Origin of the sequence: Streptomyces recifensis (genome assembly GCF_002154615.1) — a bacterium.
Classification (GTDB): Bacteria; Actinomycetota; Actinomycetes; order Streptomycetales; family Streptomycetaceae; genus Streptomyces; species Streptomyces griseoluteus.
Window position 1 is genome coordinate 1 of sequence record NZ_MUNH01000318.1, and the last position, 17626, is coordinate 17626.

14 protein-coding genes and 1 pseudogene are annotated in these 17626 nt (G+C 72.0%); 12 read left to right on the forward strand and 3 right to left on the reverse strand.

Features of this window, described 5'->3' with window-relative positions; genetic code table 11:
* Nucleotides 1–357, forward strand: a 357-nt coding sequence (locus CCN33_RS17730; protein WP_107483955.1) for a DUF4190 domain-containing protein, incomplete at its 5' end; no start/stop codon positions are given.
* Here the strand turns inward: CCN33_RS17730 and CCN33_RS17735 are convergent.
* A complete protein-coding gene (locus CCN33_RS17735) occupies nt 343–906 on the reverse strand; it encodes an NADAR family protein (protein ID WP_086694578.1) in 564 nt (187 codons plus the stop codon). The two genes, CCN33_RS17730 and CCN33_RS17735, sit on opposite strands and share 15 nt — an antisense overlap.
* A 207-nt stretch (nt 907–1113) precedes the next feature.
* On the opposite strand from CCN33_RS17735, the gene CCN33_RS17740 reads away from it, so the two are divergent.
* The 8 genes from CCN33_RS17740 (at nt 1114) to CCN33_RS17775 (ending at nt 10777) form a co-directional block, all read left to right on the forward strand.
* Nucleotides 1114–2652, forward strand: coding sequence for a gamma-aminobutyraldehyde dehydrogenase (locus tag CCN33_RS17740; protein ID WP_086694567.1), 1539 nt, complete (start codon nt 1114–1116; stop codon nt 2650–2652).
* A gap of 34 nt (nt 2653–2686) precedes the next feature.
* On the forward strand, nt 2687–3934 hold the full coding sequence (locus tag CCN33_RS17745) for a polyamine ABC transporter substrate-binding protein (protein WP_086694568.1): 1248 nt from the start codon (nt 2687–2689) through the stop codon (nt 3932–3934).
* Nucleotides 3935–3939: 5 nt separating this feature from the next.
* The gene (locus tag CCN33_RS17750; RefSeq protein WP_208621787.1) at nt 3940–5091 is read left to right on the forward strand and encodes an ABC transporter ATP-binding protein; all 1152 of its coding nucleotides are present in this window, start codon (nt 3940–3942) and stop codon (nt 5089–5091) included.
* Nucleotides 5091–6017, forward strand: a complete 927-nt coding sequence (locus CCN33_RS17755; RefSeq protein ID WP_086694570.1) for an ABC transporter permease — start codon at nt 5091–5093, stop codon at nt 6015–6017. The genes CCN33_RS17750 and CCN33_RS17755 overlap by 1 nt, the downstream gene beginning before the upstream one ends.
* A gap of 1 nt (nt 6018) precedes the next feature.
* Nucleotides 6019–6819, forward strand: a complete 801-nt coding sequence (locus CCN33_RS17760) for an ABC transporter permease (protein ID WP_086694571.1) — start codon at nt 6019–6021, stop codon at nt 6817–6819.
* A gap of 22 nt (nt 6820–6841) precedes the next feature.
* The gene (locus tag CCN33_RS17765) at nt 6842–8272 is read left to right on the forward strand and encodes an NAD(P)/FAD-dependent oxidoreductase (protein ID WP_086694572.1); all 1431 of its coding nucleotides are present in this window, start codon (nt 6842–6844) and stop codon (nt 8270–8272) included.
* A gap of 123 nt (nt 8273–8395) precedes the next feature.
* Nucleotides 8396–8857, forward strand: a complete 462-nt coding sequence (locus tag CCN33_RS17770) for a hypothetical protein (RefSeq protein ID WP_086694573.1) — start codon at nt 8396–8398, stop codon at nt 8855–8857.
* 156 nt (nt 8858–9013) lie between these two features.
* Nucleotides 9014–10777 (forward strand): chitinase, encoded by a 1764-nt coding sequence (locus CCN33_RS17775; protein WP_086694579.1) that lies wholly within the window; start codon nt 9014–9016, stop codon nt 10775–10777.
* Here CCN33_RS17775 and CCN33_RS17780 read toward each other — a convergent pair.
* Together CCN33_RS17780 and gabT are read right to left on the reverse strand one after the other, a co-directional pair.
* Nucleotides 10719–11390, reverse strand: a pseudogene (locus tag CCN33_RS17780) (phosphatase PAP2 family protein); the annotation flags it as partial. The gene CCN33_RS17775 and the pseudogene CCN33_RS17780 sit on opposite strands and share 59 nt — an antisense overlap.
* A 400-nt stretch (nt 11391–11790) precedes the next feature.
* Complete coding sequence (gene gabT, locus CCN33_RS17785; RefSeq protein WP_086694574.1) at nt 11791–13125, reverse strand: 4-aminobutyrate--2-oxoglutarate transaminase; 1335 nt, start codon at nt 13123–13125, stop codon at nt 11791–11793.
* Between the two features lie 80 nt (nt 13126–13205).
* On the opposite strand from gabT, the gene CCN33_RS17790 reads away from it, so the two are divergent.
* From CCN33_RS17790 to CCN33_RS17800, 3 genes are all read left to right on the forward strand, one after another.
* Entirely contained in the window at nt 13206–15215 is a 2010-nt protein-coding gene (locus CCN33_RS17790) for an ATP-binding protein (protein ID WP_086694575.1), read from the forward strand.
* Between the two features lie 121 nt (nt 15216–15336).
* Nucleotides 15337–16920: a PucR family transcriptional regulator gene (locus tag CCN33_RS17795; protein ID WP_086694576.1), complete on the forward strand. Its 1584-nt coding sequence runs from the start codon at nt 15337–15339 to the stop codon at nt 16918–16920.
* 144 nt (nt 16921–17064) lie between these two features.
* Nucleotides 17065–17626 (forward strand): aldehyde dehydrogenase family protein (locus CCN33_RS17800; protein ID WP_140394577.1); only part of this gene is annotated, 562 nt, incomplete at its 3' end.

Here is a 17626-nt window from a genome sequence, read left to right on the forward strand (position 1 = left end):
GGCATGGGACCCGCCCCGCAGAACAACGCGGGCACCGCCGCCATGGTGCTCGGCATCCTCTCCATCGTGCTCTTCTGCCTCTACGGAGTCGTCTCCCTGATCCTCGGTGTCATCGCCGTGATCCTGGGCGTCCAGGGCCGCAGGCGGGCCGACCGGGGTGAGGCCACCAACCGCGGGCAGGCCCAGGCGGGCTTCGTGCTCGGCATCATCGGCATCATCGTGGGCGTGGCCACGCTGGCGCTCTTCATCGGCATCCTGGTGTTCGCCGCGAACAAGGAGGACAGCCGGCAGGACGACGACCCCTTCGGCTCCTCCTACAACTCCGCCCCGCAGATCCCCGCCTCACCCCGCCTCTGAACGCAGCCGGTCCCGAGCCTCCATCAGCGCGAAGCCCAGGAGGTTCGGCCCCTTCCAGCGGGCCGGGTTCCACGCGGCCTCGTCCCGGACACTGAGCCCGATCCCCCACACGCGGTCCACCGGGCTCGCCTCCACCAGCACCCGCTCGCCCGTGCCGAGCAGGAACTCGCGCAGGCCGGGGTCGGCGGCGAACTTGTGCACGCTGCCCTCGACGACGATCCGGAACCGCTCCCGGCGCCATGTCTCCTCGTCGAAGCCCCGGACCAGCCGCCCCGCCTTCTTCGCCCCGGCCGGATGCCCCGCGGCCAGCACCAGCCGCTCGGCGTCCGGGTCGGCGAAGAGGCGCGCCTTGGCCGCCATCATCCAGTGCTCGGCGGTCGCGTACTCGACCCCGTCCACCGTGAACGGCGCCGGCCACCACTGGCTCAGGCACCCCGCGCCCACGCTCCCGTCCCGCTGCGGGCGGTGCCCCCAGAAGTGCAGATATCTCACGGGCGCCCCCGCCCGGACCGCGCCGATCAGCGCTTCCACCCCGTCGATCTTCCCCATGCACGCGAGTGTGGCAGCCACCACTGACAACCCGTCTCTCCTTTTCCCTCGCGACTCGACAGCCCGCCGACAGATTCCGTCGCGTAACCAAAAGGCAACAACGGAATCCCTTGTTGCACTCCTGCTCCTCTGTCAGGATCGGCACTCAAATCGAGCTGGAGCCACGCCACCCGGCCCCCCAAAGGGCGTCCGGCGGAGGAGAGCGACATGCACAAGCCGGGCACCGACACCCCGGAACGATTTCCGGCGCGCGACCGTTTCGCCGAGGGTGCGCAGTTCGTCGCGGGCCGCCCCGCGCCGGGTACCTCGGGCCGTACCCACGCGGTGACCGACCCCGCTACCGGCGAGGAGGTGTACCGCTACGAACTCGCCGGGGAGAACGACGTCGACGCGGCCGTGGCCGCCGCACGCGCCGCCTTCCCCGGCTGGGCCGCCGCCACGCCGGGCGAGCGCTCCGACGCGCTGAACCGTTTCGCCGCAGTGCTCGCGGACCGCGCCGAGGACTTCGCCCGCGCCGAGTCGCTCCAGTGCGGCAAGCCGCTGAAGCTCACCCGCGAATTCGACGTCCCCGGCACCATCGACAACACGGCCTTCTTCGCGGGCGCCGCCCGGCAGCTCCAGGGACAGTCGGCGGGGGAGTACTCCGGTGACCACACCTCCTACGTCCGCCGCGAGCCCATCGGGGTGGTCGGATCGATCGCGCCCTGGAACTACCCGCTCCAGATGGCCGCGTGGAAGGTCCTCCCGGCCGTCGCCGCGGGCAACACCATCGTGCTCAAGCCCGCCGAGCTGACCCCGCTCACCTCGCTGCTGTTCGCGCGGGCCGCCGTCGACGCGGGCATCCCGGACGGTGTGATCAACATCGTCAGCGGGACCGGGCCGGGGGCGGGGGAGCGGCTGGTCGGACATCCGGACGTGGCGATGACGTCGTTCACCGGCTCCACCGCCGTCGGCCGCAGGGTCGCGGAGATCGCCACGGCCACCGTCAAGCGGCTCCACCTGGAGCTGGGCGGCAAGGCGCCCTTCGTGGTGTTCGACGACGCCGACCTGGAGGCCGCCGCCAACGGCGCGGTCGCCGGCGCGCTCATCAACACCGGTCAGGACTGCACGGCCGCGACCCGCGCCTATGTGCAGCGCCCGCTGTACGAGGCGTTCGTGGAGCGGACCGCCGCCCTGATGGAGACCGTGCGGCTCGGCGACCCCTTCGCGCCCGGCACCGACCTCGGCCCGCTGGTCTCGCACGCCCACCGCGACCGCGTCGCCGGCTTCGTGGACCGGGCCCGTGCCTACGCGACCGTGGTCACCGGCGGCGAGGCCCCCGGCGGCGACCTCAAGAGCGGCGCCTACTACCGGCCCACCCTGGTCACCGGCGCGGCCCAGGACAGCGAGATCGTCCAGTCGGAGATCTTCGGCCCCGTCCTCGTCGTACTCCCCTTCGACACCGACGACGAGGGCCTGCGGCTGGCCAACGACACCCCGTACGGCCTCGCCGCCTCCGCGTGGACCGGCAACGTCTACCGCGCCCAGCGGGCCACCCGCGATCTGCGGGCCGGGTGCGTGTGGATCAACGACCACATCCCGATCATCAGCGAGATGCCGCACGGCGGATACAAGGCGTCCGGCTTCGGCAAGGACATGTCGGCGTACTCCTTCGAGGAGTACACGCAGGTCAAGCACGTCATGTTCGACAACACGGCGGCCGTCCGCAAGGACTGGCACCGCACGGTCTTCGGGGACCGCCACTAGGGCCCCGCCCGCTTTCCGAAAGGGCACCACGCGTATGGATCAGTACGAGCCCGGCCGCCTCACCCCGCCCCAGCTGGCCGCCGTGCGGCGCAGTCTGCGGAGCGGGCGGGCGGCGCTGACCCGCCGGTCGCTGCTGCGGGCGTCGGCCGGAGGTGCGCTCACGGCGGGGGGCCTGGGCGCCCTCAGCGCCTGTGGTATTCCGGCGGCCGGACGGACACCGGGCGGCACCGCGGCGGACGACCGCTCGGCCCGGGACAAGACCGTCGACTTCTCCAACTGGACCGAGTACATCGACGTGGACGACAGCGGCAAGCGTCACCCCACGCTCGCCGCGTTCCAGCGAAAGACCGGGATCACGGTCCGGTACACCGAGGACATCAACGACAACAACGAGTTCTTCGGCAAGATCAAGCCGCAGCTCGCCGCGGGCCAGGAGACCGGCCGCGACCTGATCGTCCTCACCGACTGGCTGGCCGCGCGGCTGATCCGGCTCGGCTGGGTGCAGAAGCTGGACCCGGCGAACCTCCCGCACGCCTTCGCCAACCTCTCGCCGCAGTTCCGCACCCCCGACTGGGACCCGGGCCGCTCCTACTCCTACCCCTGGCAGGGCATCTCCACGGTCATCGCCTACAACAAGAAGGCGCTGGACGGGATCGAGGTGAGATCCGTCTCCGACCTGCTCGACAATCCCAGGCTGAAGGGCCGGGTCGGCTTCCTCTCCGAGATGCGGGACAGCGTCGGGATGACCCTGCTCGACATGGGCAAGGACCCGGCCGACTTCACCGACGACGACTACGACGCGGCGATAGCCCGGCTGCAGAAGGCCGTCGACAAGGGCCAGATACGCCGGTTCACCGGGAACGACTACACCGCCGACCTCGCCAAGGGTGACTTCGCGGCCTGTGTCGCCTGGGCCGGTGACGTGGTCCAGCTCAAGGCGGACAGCCCCGATGTGGACTTCATCATTCCCGACAGCGGTTATGTCACCTCGACGGACAATATGCTGATCCCCAACAAGGCACGTCACAAGACGAACGCCGAGCGGCTGATCGACTTCTTCTACGAACCCGAACAGGCCGCCGCGCTCGCCGCCTACATCAACTACGTCACTCCGGTCGACAACGTGAAGCCCTGGCTTGCGAAGATCGACCGGGACGCGGCGGACAATCCGCTGATCGTCCCCGACAAGGCCATGCAGGCGAAGTCCCACGCCTTCCGCTCCCTGAGCCAGAAGGAAGAGACGGCCTACGAAGAGAAGTTCGCGAAGCTCACAGGGGCGTGACGAGGATGAAGACGACGACAGACGGCAGCGGCGACGTCCGCCTCTCCGGTATCGGCAAGACGTACGGCTCCTTCACCGCCGTGCACCCGCTGGACCTCACCGTGCCCCAGGGCTCCTTCTTCGCGCTGCTCGGCGCCTCCGGCTGCGGCAAGACCACCACCCTGCGCATGATCGCCGGGCTGGAGGAGCCGACCTCCGGGACCGTGCACCTCGGTGACCTGGACGTCACCGGGCTGCCCCCCTACAAGCGGCCGGTCAACACGGTCTTCCAGTCCTACGCCCTCTTCCCGCACCTCGACATCTTCGAGAACGTCGCCTTCGGCCTGCGCCGGCGCGGTGTGAAGAGCGTCAAGAAGCAGGTCGAGGAGATGCTGGAGCTGGTCCAGCTCGGGGAGCAGGCCCGCAAGAAGCCGCACCAGCTCTCCGGCGGCCAGCAGCAGCGCGTCGCGGTCGCCCGCGCCCTGATCAACCATCCCAAGGTGCTCCTGCTGGACGAGCCCCTCGGCGCCCTCGACCTCAAGCTGCGCCGCCAGATGCAGCTGGAGCTCAAGCGCATCCAGACCGAGGTCGGCATCACCTTCGTCCATGTCACGCACGACCAGGAGGAGGCCATGACCATGGCCGACACGGTCGCCGTGATGAACGCGGGCCGCGTGGAGCAGCTCGGCTCGCCCACCGAGCTGTACGAGAACCCGCGCACCACCTTCGTCGCCAACTTCCTCGGCACCTCCAACCTGATCGAGGCGGAGGTCGACTCCCGGAGCGGCGGCGACATCGTGCTGCGCGCCGGGGACGGCAAGCTGCTGATGCCCGAGGCGCGCTGTTCCGCGCCCGCCCCGGCCGGCGGCAAGCTGCTGGTCGGCATCCGCCCCGAGAAGATCGCGCTCACCCACGCCGACGACGCGGGCTCGGTGCCCGAGGGCCGCAACCGCCTCACCGGCACGGTCGCGGACGCCGGCTTCATCGGCGTCTCCACCCAGTACGTGATCGACACCCCGGTCGCGGGCGCTCTCGCGGTGTACGCGCAGAACGTGGAGCGGGACACCCGGCTGGTGCCCGGCGCCGAGGTGGTCCTGCACTGGAACCCGGCGCACACCTTCGCGTTCGACGCCGCCCAGGACATCGACGCGGGCACCGAGGAAGAGGCGGCCGTCTGATGCCGACCCTCGCCGAGGCGCCCCCGCCGCTCGCCCCGCCCGAGCCCGCGCGGCCACCCCGCAGGCGCGGCCGGTTCACCCCCTACTGGCTGCTGCTGCCCGGCATCCTGTGGCTGATCGTGTTCTTCGCGCTGCCGCTGGTCTACCAGGCCTCCACCTCGGTGCAGACCGGGTCGCTGGAGCAGGGCTACAAGGTCACCTGGCACTTCGCCACCTACTGGCACGCGCTCGCCGAGTACTGGCCGCAGTTCGTCCGCTCGGTGCTCTACGCGGCCGCCGCGACCGTGCTCTGTCTGCTGCTGGGCTACCCGCTGGCGTATCTGATCGCGTTCCGCGCCGGGCGCTGGCGCAACCTGATCATGATCCTGGTGATCGCGCCCTTCTTCACCAGCTTCCTGATCCGCACCCTCGCCTGGAAGACGATCCTCGCGGACAACGGGCCCGTGGTGCACGCGCTGAACACCCTGCACGTGCTGGACGTGACCGGCTGGCTCGGCTGGACCGCGGGCGACCGGGTGCTGGCCACGCCGCTGGCGGTGGTGTGCGGACTGACGTACAACTTCCTGCCGTTCATGATCCTGCCGCTGTACAGCTCGCTGGAGCGGATCGACGGACGGCTGCACGAGGCGGCCGGGGACCTGTACGCCCGGCCCTGGACCACCTTCCGCAAGGTGACCTTCCCGCTGTCGATGCCCGGCGTGGTCTCCGGCACCCTGCTGACCTTCATCCCGGCGGCCGGCGACTACGTCAACGCCGAGCTGCTCGGCTCCACCGACACCCGCATGATCGGCAACGTCATCCAGACCCAGTTCCTGCGGGTGCTGGACTACCCGACGGCCGCCGCGCTCTCCTTCATCCTCATGGCCGCGATCCTGGCCATGGTCACGATCTACATCCGCCGGGCCGGGACGGAGGACCTCGTCTGACATGGCCGTCTTCACCTGGCTCAAGCGCCGTCTCGTCGTCGTCGCGGGACTGCTGACGCTCGCCTATCTGCTGCTGCCGAACGTCGTCGTGACGGTGTTCTCCTTCAACAAGCCCAAGGGCCGCTTCAACTACGAGTGGCAGCACTTCTCCACCGACGCCTGGCAGGACCCGTGCGGGGTCGCCGACATGTGCGGCTCGCTCGGGCTCAGCCTCCAGATCGCCCTGTGGGCCACCATCGGCGCCACCGCGCTCGGCACGATGATCGCGTTCGCCCTGGTCCGGTACCGGTTCCGGGCGCGCGGCGCGGTCAACTCGCTGATCTTCCTGCCCATGGCCATGCCCGAGGTCGTCATGGCCGCCTCGCTGCTCACCCTGTTCCTCAACATGGGCGCCCAGCTCGGCTTCTGGACGATCCTGATCGCCCACATCATGTTCTGCCTGAGCTTCGTCGTCACCGCGGTCAAGGCGCGCGTGATGTCGATGGACCCGCGCCTGGAGGAGGCCGCCCGCGATCTCTACGCGGGACCGGTGCAGACCTTCTGGCGGGTCACCCTGCCCATCGCGGCACCCGGAATCGCCGCGGGCGCGCTGCTGTCCTTCGCGCTCTCCTTCGACGATTTCATCATCACCAATTTCAACGCGGGCTCGACCGTCACCTTCCCCATGTTCGTCTGGGGCTCGGCACAGCGCGGAACGCCCGTTCAGATCAATGTCATCGGGACGGCCATGTTCCTCGTCGCCGTACTGTTCGTGCTGGTCTCGATGCTCGTCACCCGTAGACGCGGTCACCAGAAGGCATAAAGCCCCGTAGGGAGTTGAAATCATGGCCCCTAGCGCCATGAGCCGTGGAAAAGACAACTGGATCGCTTCCCTCTCCGAAGCCCAGCCGGTCCCCTACTGGCTGGAGGACCCCGGCAAGCCCCGTCCCGAGCCGGCCCTCACCGGCACCGACACCTGCGACCTCCTCGTGGTCGGCGGGGGTTACAGCGGACTGTGGACCGCGCTCAACGCCAAGGAGCGCGATCCCGGCCGGGACGTGGTGCTGCTGGAGGGGCGCGAGGTGGGCTGGGCCGCCTCGGGCCGCAACGGCGGGTTCTGCGCCGCCTCCCTCACCCACGGCCTGGCCAACGGCCTGGCCCGCTGGCCGGAGGAGATCGGCACGCTGCACGAACTCGGCGCCCGCAACCTGGACGGCATCGAGGACGCGCTCGCCCGGCACGGCATCGACTGCGACTTCGAGCGCACCGGCGAGATCGACGTGGCCACCGAGACCTACCAGGCGTGGGAGCTGCGCGACTGGCACCGGGAACTCCAGGACAAGGGCCTCGCGGACGGCATGGAGCTCCTCGACCGCGACGCCCTGCGCGCCGAGGTCGGCTCGCCCACCTTCGAGGCCGGTCTGTGGGACCGCCGAGGCGTGGCCCTGCTGCACCCCGCCAAACTGGCCTGGGGACTGAAGCGGGCCTGCCTCGCCCTCGGGGTCCGGGTGTACGAGCACACCCCGGCCCTGACCCTGAAGCAGTACGGCGCCGGGATGGAGGCCGGCACCCCGTACGGCACGGTCCGGGCCCGCAAGGTCGCGCTCGGCACCAACATCTTCCCGAGCCTCCTGCGCCGGGTGCGTTCCTACACGGTGCCGGTCTACGACTACGCGCTGACGACCGAGCCGCTGAACGCCGGGCAGCTCGACTCGCTCGGCTGGAAGAACCGCCAGGGCCTCGGGGACGCGGCCAACCAGTTCCACTACTTCCGGCTGACCCCGGACAACCGGGTGCTGTGGGGCGGTTACGACGCGATCTACCCCTACGGGGGCCGGGTGCGCGCGGAGTACGACGACCGGCCGGAGACCTACGCCAAGCTGGCCGGGCACTTCTTCACCTGTTTCCCGCAGCTGGAGGGCGTCCGCTTCTCCCACGCGTGGGGCGGTGCGATCGACACCTGCTCCCGCTTCTCGGCGTTCTTCGGCACCGGCCATCAGGGACGGGTCGCGTACGCGGCGGGCTACACCGGGCTCGGTGTGGGGGCCACCCGCTTCGGCGCCGATGTGATGCTGGACCTGCTGGACGGCGCGGACACCGAGCGCACCCGGCTGGAGATGGTCCGCAAAAAGCCGCTGCCCTTCCCGCCCGAGCCGTTCGCCTGGACTGGGATCGCGCTGACCCGCTGGTCGCTGGCGCGGGCCGACGCGCAGGGCGGGCGGCGCAATCTGTGGCTGCGGGCCATGGACCGGCTGGGGCTCGGCTTCGACAGTTAGCCCCTGACCGCCCTGTGTGACCCAGATCACTCGAATGGGGTCGGTGACTCGCGTAATGCGGGCGGCCCGACCTCCCTCTCCTTCGCGGACGCGTGTTTCCGCGAAGGAGAGGGAGGTCTTTTCATGACAGGGGCGAAGACTGCGGTGGAGTGGCTGGCATCCGTCGCGCCGGACCCGGGCGCCTGCCGGTGGGAGTGGGAGCGCAGCCCGCTGGGGGTCGCGCTGCTGCCCGCCGGGAAAGCCTGGGACGTGCTCGTCCTGCCGGGGGAGCTGGGGTATCCGACGCTCGACGTGCTCACTCGCGTCCTCGATCAACCCGGCCCGGTGCTGGTCGACTTCGGGGACGACCGGGTGGGTTTCTTCGTGCCGCCCGGCACCGCCGCCCGCTGGCTGGGCACCGGCATCCGTACCGCAGGGGCCGGCACCTGGATCGTCGTGCCGTACCCCGGCCGGGCGGCCCACGGGGTGCGCTGGCTGGTGCCGCCGGACGGGTCGGGCACGCTCACCGACCCGGCGCTGCTGGAGCTGGCGATGCACGAGGCTGCGGCCGCGCTGGCGAGCGAGGGGGGCGGGCGCCGCTCGTGACGCCCTGACGGGGCTCCCGGCGGGGTCTCTTCGGTGGGGACTCCTTGACAACGGAATTGGTCTGGACCAAGTTGGGTGCACCCTCGACCTCCAACTCCCCCATGCCTGGAGGCATTTGTGGACCGTTCCCGACCCCTGGTCGCATTCCTCACGGTCATGGCTCTCGCCGTGCCCGGCAGTGCCGCGCTCTCGTCGGCCGCCCGTGCGGCCGACGCGGACGCCGCGGTCAACGGCGGCTTCGAGTCCGGGCTCTCCCCCTGGACCTGCACCGCCGGCGCCACCGTCACCTCCCCGGTGCACAGCGGCGCCTCGGCGCTCAAAGCCACCCCGGAGGGCAGCGACAACGCCCAGTGCGCCCAGACGGTGTCCGTCAGACCCGACTCCCAGTACACGCTGGCCGCATGGGTACGCGGCTCCTACGTCTACCTCGGCGCGAGCGGCACCGGCACCACCGACGTCTCCACCTGGACCCAGTCCGCGCCCGACTGGCAGAAGCTCGCCACCACCTTCACCACCGGCGCCGACACGACCAAGGTCACCATCTACACCCACGGCTGGTACGGCACCGGCGCCTACTACGCCGACGACGTCTCCCTCACGGGGCCCGGCGGCGGCACCACCACCCAGCCGCCCACCGTGCCGACCGGCCTGAAGACGGGCACCGTCACCGCCACCTCCGTCGCCCTGTCCTGGACCCCGGTGACCGGCGCGACCGGCTACGCCGTCTACCGGGACGGCGTCAAGGTTCAGAGCGTGAACGGCACTTCGGCCACCGTGAGCGGCCTCAACCCCTCGACCGCGTACGCCTTCCAGGTCACCGCCGCCAATGACGCGGGGGAGTCCGCCCGGTCCGCCACGGTGACCGCGACCACCCCGGCCCGCGGCGACGGCGGAGGTTCCACGGAACTGCCCGCCCACGCCCTGGTCGGCTACCTCCACGCGAGCTTCGCCAATGGCTCCGGTTACACGCGGATGGCCGACGTGCCCGACAGCTGGGACGTCATCGACCTGGCCTTCGGCGAGCCGACCTCGGTCACCTCGGGGGACATCCGCTTCAACCGCTGCCCGGTCTCGGAGTGCCCCGGCGTCGAGAGCGACGCCGACTTCAAGGCGGCCATCAAGGCCAAGCAGGCCGCCGGCAAGAAGGTGCTGATCTCCATCGGCGGCCAGAACGGCCAGGTCCAGCTCACCACCACGGCCGCCCGCGACGCCTTCGTCTCGTCCGTCTCGAAGATCATCGATCAGTACGGTCTTGACGGCCTCGACATCGACTTCGAGGGCCACTCGCTCTCGCTGAACACCGGCGACACCGACTTCAGGAACCCGACCACCCCGGTGATCGTCAACCTGATCTCCGCGCTGAAGACCCTCAAGGCCAAGTACGGCACCCGGTTCGTGCTCACCATGGCGCCGGAGACCTTCTTCGTGCAGAACGGCTACCAGTTCTACGGCAGCGGCAAGTGGGGCGGGCAGGACCCGCGCTGCGGCGCCTACCTCCCGGTCATCCACGCCCTGCGCGACGACCTCACCCTGCTGCACGTCCAGGACTACAACTCCGGCCCGATCATGGGTCTGGACAACCAGTACCACTCCATGGGCGGCGCCGACTTCCACATCGCCATGACCGACATGCTGCTCACCGGCTTCCCGGTCGCGGGCGACGCCGGCAACGTCTTCCCGCCGCTGCGCCCCGACCAGGTCGCCATCGGCATGCCCGCCTCGGTCAACGCGGGCAACGGCCATGTCGCCCCGGCCGAGGTCACCAAGACCCTGGACTGCCTCACGAAGAAGACGAACTGCGGCTCGTACCCGACCCACGGGACCTGGCCCGCGCTACGGGGTCTGATGACCTGGTCGGTGAACTGGGACCGGTTCGCGGGCTGGGAGTTCCAGCGGACCTTCGACTCCTACTTCGGCTGAGCACCAGGCTCAGACAGGTCAGCAGCACCGCGCCCAGGCACCAGGACGCCAGCACGTCCAGCGGCCAGTGGAAGCCCCGCCGCACCAGCCCGTACGACACCGCGAGCACCAGCGCGGCCGGGACACCGACCACCGCGAGGCGTGCGGCGCGGGTGCGGCACCAGGGGAGCAGGAGCAGCGCCGAGGCGCCGTACGCCACGGCCGCCGTCGCGGTGTGGCCGGAGGGGAAGTAGCCGGTGGCCGGGGGCACCACGGGGGTCCCCGGCCGCGCGGTCCACAGCTTCAGCGGGACCACGATCGCCGGGAGCAGCGCCATCAGCAGCGCGGCCGCGGCGGGCGGAAGCCACCAGCGGGGCATCCCGGCGCCCCGGCCCCGCCACGCCGCGTAGCCGAGGGCGAGCACCAGCACGGGTACGGCCACCGGGATGCCGCCGAGGTCGGAGAGGCGTTCGGAGAAGCGGTCCGGGTGGACCAGGTCCCGGCTGAGCCGGGCGTCCAGCGCCAGCAGCGGACCGTGCGCCAGGACCTGCCAGGTGAGCAGCGCGAACAGCAGCGCCGGGAGGCCGGTCAGCAGGGCGGCGGCGAAGGCGAGGCGACGGGCGGGAGTGGACACCGGGCCAGCTTCGCATGCGCGCGGGTGGCGAGAAGGAGGTCGGCCGCCCCGGAACAGGGGGGGTGGTTCCGGGGCGGCCGACCGGACCGGGATGTCGCGCGCCCCGGGGGGTTTGGGGCGGCGACCGTCCGATCGGTGTGGAGATCCCGGAGCCCTCAGGCCCCGGTTGTGTGCGCGAGGGCACGACCAGGTCGAAGCTGGGGAGGCCCCGGCCTGAACTCACCCGCAGTCCCCTGCGAGCGGGGTGTATCTCTCATCGGGACCGAACTTACGGCAGGCGCAGGCGGTCGGACAGACGCAATCGCGTCCTGTCATCCACCTCGCACACGTTCTTCACACGGCCTGCCGCAGTCGTCCGCCAGAGGTACGGACCACTCGCTGAAACGAGCGGTCCGGTCGCTCAGATGCGCGAGAAAGCCTGCTCGATGATGTCCAGGCCCTCGTTCAGCAGGTCCTCGCCGATGACCAGCGGGGGCAGGAAGCGCAGCACGTTGCCGTAGGTGCCGCAGGTCAGGACCAGCAGGCCCTCCTGGTGGCACGCCTTGGCCAGCGCGGCGGCGGCCTGCGCGTTCGGCTCCTTGGTGTCGCGGTCCTTGACCAGCTCGATGGCGATCATCGCGCCCCGGCCCCGGATGTCGCCGATGATGTCGAACTTCTCGGCCATGGTGGCGAGGCGGCCCTTCATGACCTCCTCGATGCGCTTGGCCTTGCCGTTGAGGTCCTGCTCCTTCATCGTCTCGATCGCGCCGAGCGCGGCGGCGCAGGCCACCGGGTTGCCGCCGTAGGTGCCGCCGAGGCCGCCCGCGTGCGCGGCGTCCATGATCTCGGCGCGGCCCGTCACGGCGGCGAGCGGCAGGCCGCCCGCGATGCCCTTGGCGGTGGTGATCAGGTCCGGGACGATGCCCTCGTCCTCGCACGCGAACCACTGGCCGGTGCGGCAGAAGCCGGACTGGATCTCGTCGGCCACGAACACGATGCCGTTGTCGTTGGCGAACTTCACGATCTCCGGCAGGAAGCCCTTGGCCGGCTCGATGAAGCCGCCCTCGCCGAGCACCGGCTCGATGATGATCGCGGCCACGTTGTCCGCGCCGACCTGCTTGGTGATCTGGTCGATCGCCTGCTTGGCGGCCTCCGGACCCGCGTTCTCCGGACCGGTGGGCCAGCGGTAGCCGTAGGCCACCGGCACCCGGTAGACCTCGGGCGCGAACGGGCCGAAGCCGTTCTTGTACGGCATGTTCTTCGCCGTCAGCGCCATCGTGAGGTTCGTACGGCCGTGGTAGCCGTGGTCGAACACCACGACCGCCTGGCGCTTGGTGTGGGCGCGGGCGATCTTCACCGCGTTCTCGACGGCCTCGGCGCCCGAGTTGAACAGCGCCGACTTCTTCGCGTGGTCACCCGGCGTCAGCTCCGCGAGGGCCTCCGCGACCTCCACGTAGCCCTCGTACGGGGTGACCATGAAACAGGTGTGGGTGAAGTCGGCGAGCTGGGCGCTCGCGCGGCGCACCACGGCCTCGGCGGAGGCGCCCACCGAGGTCACGGCGATGCCGGAGCCGAAGTCGATCAGGCTGTTGCCGTCGACGTCCTCGATGACACCGCCGCCCGCGCGCGTGACGAAGACCGGCAGCGTGGAGCCCACGCCCTGGGCGACGACCGCGGTGCGGCGGGCCTGAAGCTCCTGCGACTTCGGGCCGGGAATGGCGGTGACGACGCGGCGCTCCTGCGGAAGTGCGGTCATGCGGGGCTCCTGGGGGTATTACGGACGCTTGCCTTGTTTTCCCGCAGGCTAAGACGGGTGCCGTGGGGTGGGCATGCTCCATGTGGGCGTTGTCGGCACGGCCCATTGTCCGTGGTGGACATGGCGGGCCGGGCGCCGCGCCCGGTGTGTGGCGCCTCGGGCACCGGCCCCGGCCGGAGACCGAACCCGAGCTGACCCCCGCCCGGCAGCTGCTCAGCGGGGCGGTGATCGCGTTCCTGGTCGGCTGGCTGGTGTGGTCGCTGCTGTGGAACGGCTACCTCGGCGGCTGGTGGGTGCTGCCGCTGGAGCTGTTCACCCCGGACTCCTGGCGCGAGGGCAACGACCGCGTCGGCAACGCCGTCCTCTGGTACTCGTACTACACCCTCATCGCCCTCGCCATCCTCTTCGTGGTCGCCCGGATCGGGCGCTGGGGCGAGGTCTGGCGGCGGTTCGGACCGCCCGCCTGGGTCAAGTCCGCCACCCCCGCCGAACCACCGCCGCCCGCGCCCGGCGAGGACCCCGCCGACTGGCCCGAGCTGCGCGCCCACGGTGCCCACGAGGCCGCGGAACGGCTCGCCGCCGAGGCACGCACCGGGCTCATGCGGGACGTCGACCACGCCCGGATCGGCCGCGCCTGGCAGGGCGTGCGCTCCGGGTCGAACACCCTGGCCGCCTTCACCGGTGCCGTCCTGCGCGACGGCTCCGCCGCCTGCCCGCACCCCTCCGGCGACCGTGACCTGCCCGCCCGGCAGGCCCGGCACGACCTGCTCACCGGCCAGGTCCGGCTCGGCACCGCGGCCGACGACCCCCGCAACCCCTACCAGTACCGGGGTGCCGGACTCGCGCTGGGCACCGACCTGCTCGGCACCTCCCTGGTCGCCGTCGGCCCGGCCGGCTCCGGCAAGACCGGCAGCCTCGTGAAGCCGCTCGCGGAGTCCCTCTGCCTGCACGCCCTCGCCGGCCGCGCCGCCGTGGTGAGCGTGGGCGCGGCGGGTGCCGGGATCGGGCCGGCCGACGCGTACGACGTGGTGGTCCGTGTCGGCCACCCCGACTCCGTCTACGACCTCGACCTCTACGGCGGCACCACCGACCCCGACGAGGCGGCCGCGATACTCGCCGAAGCCCTCGTCGGCGACCTCGCCGACCCGCACCCCGGCTCCGACAGCCGCCGCTCCACCACCGTCCTCGCGCAGCTGCTCGGCCCCTTCCGAGCCGTCCACCAGCGCTTCCCCTCCGTGCCCGAGCTGCGCCAGCTCCTCGACGGCGCCCCCGGCCCGATCGCCGCGCTGCGCAAGGCGCTCACCGAGACCGGGCACGCCTCGCTGCTGCGCGAACTCGACGCACGGGAGCGGCAGCAGGCGCACCCCGGTGACGTGGCCGCCGCGCTCGCGGACCGCGTCGCGCTGCTGGACCGGCCCGCGTTCGCCGCCTTCTTCGACACCTCCGGCACCTCGCGGCCCTTCACCCTGAAGGCGCTCGACCACCCGGTCCGCGTCCGCATCGACCTGCCCCAGCGGGGCCACGCCGACGCCTCCCGCATCCTGGCCCGGCTGGTGCTGGCCCAGTTCACGGCCGCCGTCACCGCCCGCGAGGACCGCTCCCTCTTCGCCTGCCTGCTGCTCGACGAGGCGGCCGGGGTCGTCACCCCCGAGTCGGTGCGCGGCATCCAGCGGCTGCGCTCGGCCAACGCGGGCGTCGTGCTCACGCTGCGCACCCTGGACGACGTACCCCGCCCGCTGCGCGGCCCGCTGCTCGGCGCGACCGGGTGCCGCATGGCGTTCTCCGGCCTCACTCCCTGGGACGGCCAGGACTTCGCCGAGGTCTGGGGCAAGGAGTGGATCGAGACCCGCGACGTCACCGACCGCCAGATCATCGCGGAGACCCCGGCCGGCAAGGCCGTCCACATGCTCCGCCGCGTCATCACCGGCCAGGCGCCCACCGCCCGCGCGGTCACCGTCCGCCAGGTGGAGCGGGAGCGCTGGTCCGCCTCCGAGCTCGCCCACGCGGTCCCTCCGGGGCACGCCGTCCTCTCGCTCACGACGGTGCGAGGCGAGCACGCCCCGCCCCTGCTGGTGGACCTGAGGAGCTGAACGGAGGTCCGCGACCGTACGGTGAGGCAGAATCGAGGTGGGTCGTTCATACGTGGCGGCCAAGAGATGACTGCTCCCGGTCGGCGCGATGGTGCGCCGGCCGTCCCGACCTGAAGGTCTCATGCCGCCGACGCTCGCCTCGCTCGTCCACCACTCCGCGCTGAAGCTGACGGTCCGCGCGGGGGAGGACCGCCTCGACGTGCCCGTGCGCTGGGCGCATGTCAGCGAGCTGGCCGACCCCGTGCCGTACATGGAGGGCGGGGAGCTGCTGCTGATCACCGCGCTCAAGCTGGACGCGGAGAACCCGGAGGCGATGCGGCGGTACGTGAAGCGGCTGGCCGACGCGGGCGTCGTCGGCCTGGGCTTCGCGGTCGGCGTCAACTACGACGACATCCCCGAGGCGCTGGTGCAGGCCGCCCGGCTGGAGGGGCTGCCCCTGCTGGAGGTGCCCCGGCGCACCCCCTTCCTCGCCATCAGCAAGGCCGTCTCCGCAGCCATCGCCGCCGACCAGTACCGCGCCGTCACCGCGGGCTTCGCCGCCCAGCGCGAGCTGACCCGGCAGGCGCTCACCACCGGCCCGGAGGGCCTGCTCGCCGCGCTCGCCGCGCAGGTCGACGGCTGGGCCGCGCTGTACGACGCGTCCGGCGCCGTCGTCGCCGCCGCGCCCGAGTGGGCGGGGCGCCGGGCCGCCCGGCTCACCGCCGACGTCGAGCGGCTGCGGGAACGCCCCGCTCCCGCCTCCTCGGTGGTCGCCGCCCCCGACACCGAGGACCGCATCGAGCTGCACTCGCTGGGCACCGGCCGCCGCCCCCGCGCCGCCCTCGCCGTCGGCACCGCGGCCGCCCCCGGCACCGCCGAGCGCTACGCCGTGCACTCCGCCATCGCCCTGCTCACCCTCACCACCGAGCGCTCCCGCTCCCTGCACGCCGCCGAACAGCGGGTCGGCGCGGCCGTACTGCGGATGCTGCTCGCGGGCGAGCCCGACCACGCCCGCGCGGTCGCCGGCGACCTGTACGGCGGCCTGCTGGACGCGCCGTTCCGGCTGCTGGTCGCCGAGTCCGCGCCGCGGCAGGGGACGGACGGCGATCCGCTGGACGCGCTCGCGGAGGCCGCCGAGTCCGCCGCCGCCCGCTCCGGCGAAGCCGTACTGGTGGTACCCGAACGGGACCGGCTGGTGGTGCTGGCCACCGACGGCGGCGCCGCCGTCACCGCCTGCACGGCCTACGCGGGCGCGCTGGAGGCGGCCCGGCTCGTCCCGGAGTCCAAGGGCGGTGACGACGACGCACTCGTGGTCGGCCTCTCCGCCCCGGCGGGCCCCATAGCGGCCGCCTCCGCCTACCGCCAGGCCGAGCAGGCACTCTCGGTGGCCCGGCGGCGCGGCCGGGTCATGGTCGAGCACGAGCACGTGGCGGCCGGCTCGGTCCTCCCGCTGCTGGCCGACGACGCGGTGCGGGCCTTCGCCGACGGCCTGCTGCGGGCGCTGCGCGACCACGACGCGACCGGGCGCGGGGACCTCGTCGCCTCACTGCGGGCGTGGCTGTCGCGGCACGGGCAGTGGGACGCGGCCGCCGCCGACCTCGGCGTGCACCGGCACACCCTGCGCTACCGGATGCGCCGGGTCGAGGAGATCCTCGGCCGCTCGCTGGACGATCCGGACGTCCGGATGGAGCTGTGGCTGGCGCTGAAGGCGACCTCGGGGGAGTAGCCGCCCCCGTCTCCCGCGCCCACCCCGCCGAACCGGCGCATCGGCCCCCTGTTTCCGTACGACTCGGACAAGCGACCGCCGCGCCGGCCCGCCCTACCGTGGAGCACGCACATCACCCCCGACGCGGAAGGGCCGGACCCGCACATGACCTCCACCCACGCCTTCTGGCTGGCCGGCCGCCAGGCCACCGGCGAGGACAGCTTCGACGTCTCCTCCCCGTGGGACGGCCGCGTCGTCGGCCGGGCGAGCGTGCCCACCGACGCCCAGGTCGAAGAGGCCGTGGCCGCCGCGTACGCGGTCCGCGACGAGTTCGCCGCCGTCCCCGCGCACGTCCGCGCCACCGCCCTCGACCACGTCGCGCGGCGGCTGACCGAGCGCACCGAGGAGATCGCCCAGCTCATCTCCGGCGAGAACGGCAAGCCCATCAAGTGGGCGCGCGGCGAGGTCGCCCGTGCCGTCTCCGTGTTCCGGCTCGCGGCCGAGGAGGCCCGGCGGTTCAACGGCGGCGAGGCCCAGCGCCTCGACACCGACGCGGGCGGCCAGGGCCGCATGGCGCTCGTCCGCCGCTTCCCCAAGGGCGTCGTCCTCGGTATCGCCCCGTTCAACTTCCCGCTGAACCTGTGCGCGCACAAGGTCGCCCCGGCCATCGCGGCCGGTGTCCCGATCATCCTCAAGCCCGCCCCGGCCACCCCGCTGTCCGGCCTGG

Coding starts and splice junctions, on each gene's coding strand:
- CCN33_RS17745 (WP_086694568.1), top strand. CDS start 2,687: ATGGATCAGTACGAGCCCGGCCGCCTCACCCCGCCCCAGCTGGCCGCC.
- CCN33_RS17750 (WP_208621787.1), top strand. CDS start 3,940: ATGAAGACGACGACAGACGGCAGCGGCGACGTCCGCCTCTCCGGTATC.
- gabT (WP_086694574.1), bottom strand. CDS start 13,125: ATGACCGCACTTCCGCAGGAGCGCCGCGTCGTCACCGCCATTCCCGGC.
- CCN33_RS17740 (WP_086694567.1), top strand. CDS start 1,114: ATGCACAAGCCGGGCACCGACACCCCGGAACGATTTCCGGCGCGCGAC.
- CCN33_RS17770 (WP_086694573.1), top strand. CDS start 8,396: ATGACAGGGGCGAAGACTGCGGTGGAGTGGCTGGCATCCGTCGCGCCG.
- CCN33_RS17790 (WP_086694575.1), top strand. CDS start 13,206: ATGTGGGCGTTGTCGGCACGGCCCATTGTCCGTGGTGGACATGGCGGG.
- CCN33_RS17765 (WP_086694572.1), top strand. CDS start 6,842: ATGGCCCCTAGCGCCATGAGCCGTGGAAAAGACAACTGGATCGCTTCC.
- CCN33_RS17760 (WP_086694571.1), top strand. CDS start 6,019: ATGGCCGTCTTCACCTGGCTCAAGCGCCGTCTCGTCGTCGTCGCGGGA.
- CCN33_RS17795 (WP_086694576.1), top strand. CDS start 15,337: ATGCCGCCGACGCTCGCCTCGCTCGTCCACCACTCCGCGCTGAAGCTG.
- CCN33_RS17775 (WP_086694579.1), top strand. CDS start 9,014: ATGGCTCTCGCCGTGCCCGGCAGTGCCGCGCTCTCGTCGGCCGCCCGT.
- CCN33_RS17755 (WP_086694570.1), top strand. CDS start 5,091: ATGCCGACCCTCGCCGAGGCGCCCCCGCCGCTCGCCCCGCCCGAGCCC.
- CCN33_RS17735 (WP_086694578.1), bottom strand. CDS start 906: ATGGGGAAGATCGACGGGGTGGAAGCGCTGATCGGCGCGGTCCGGGCG.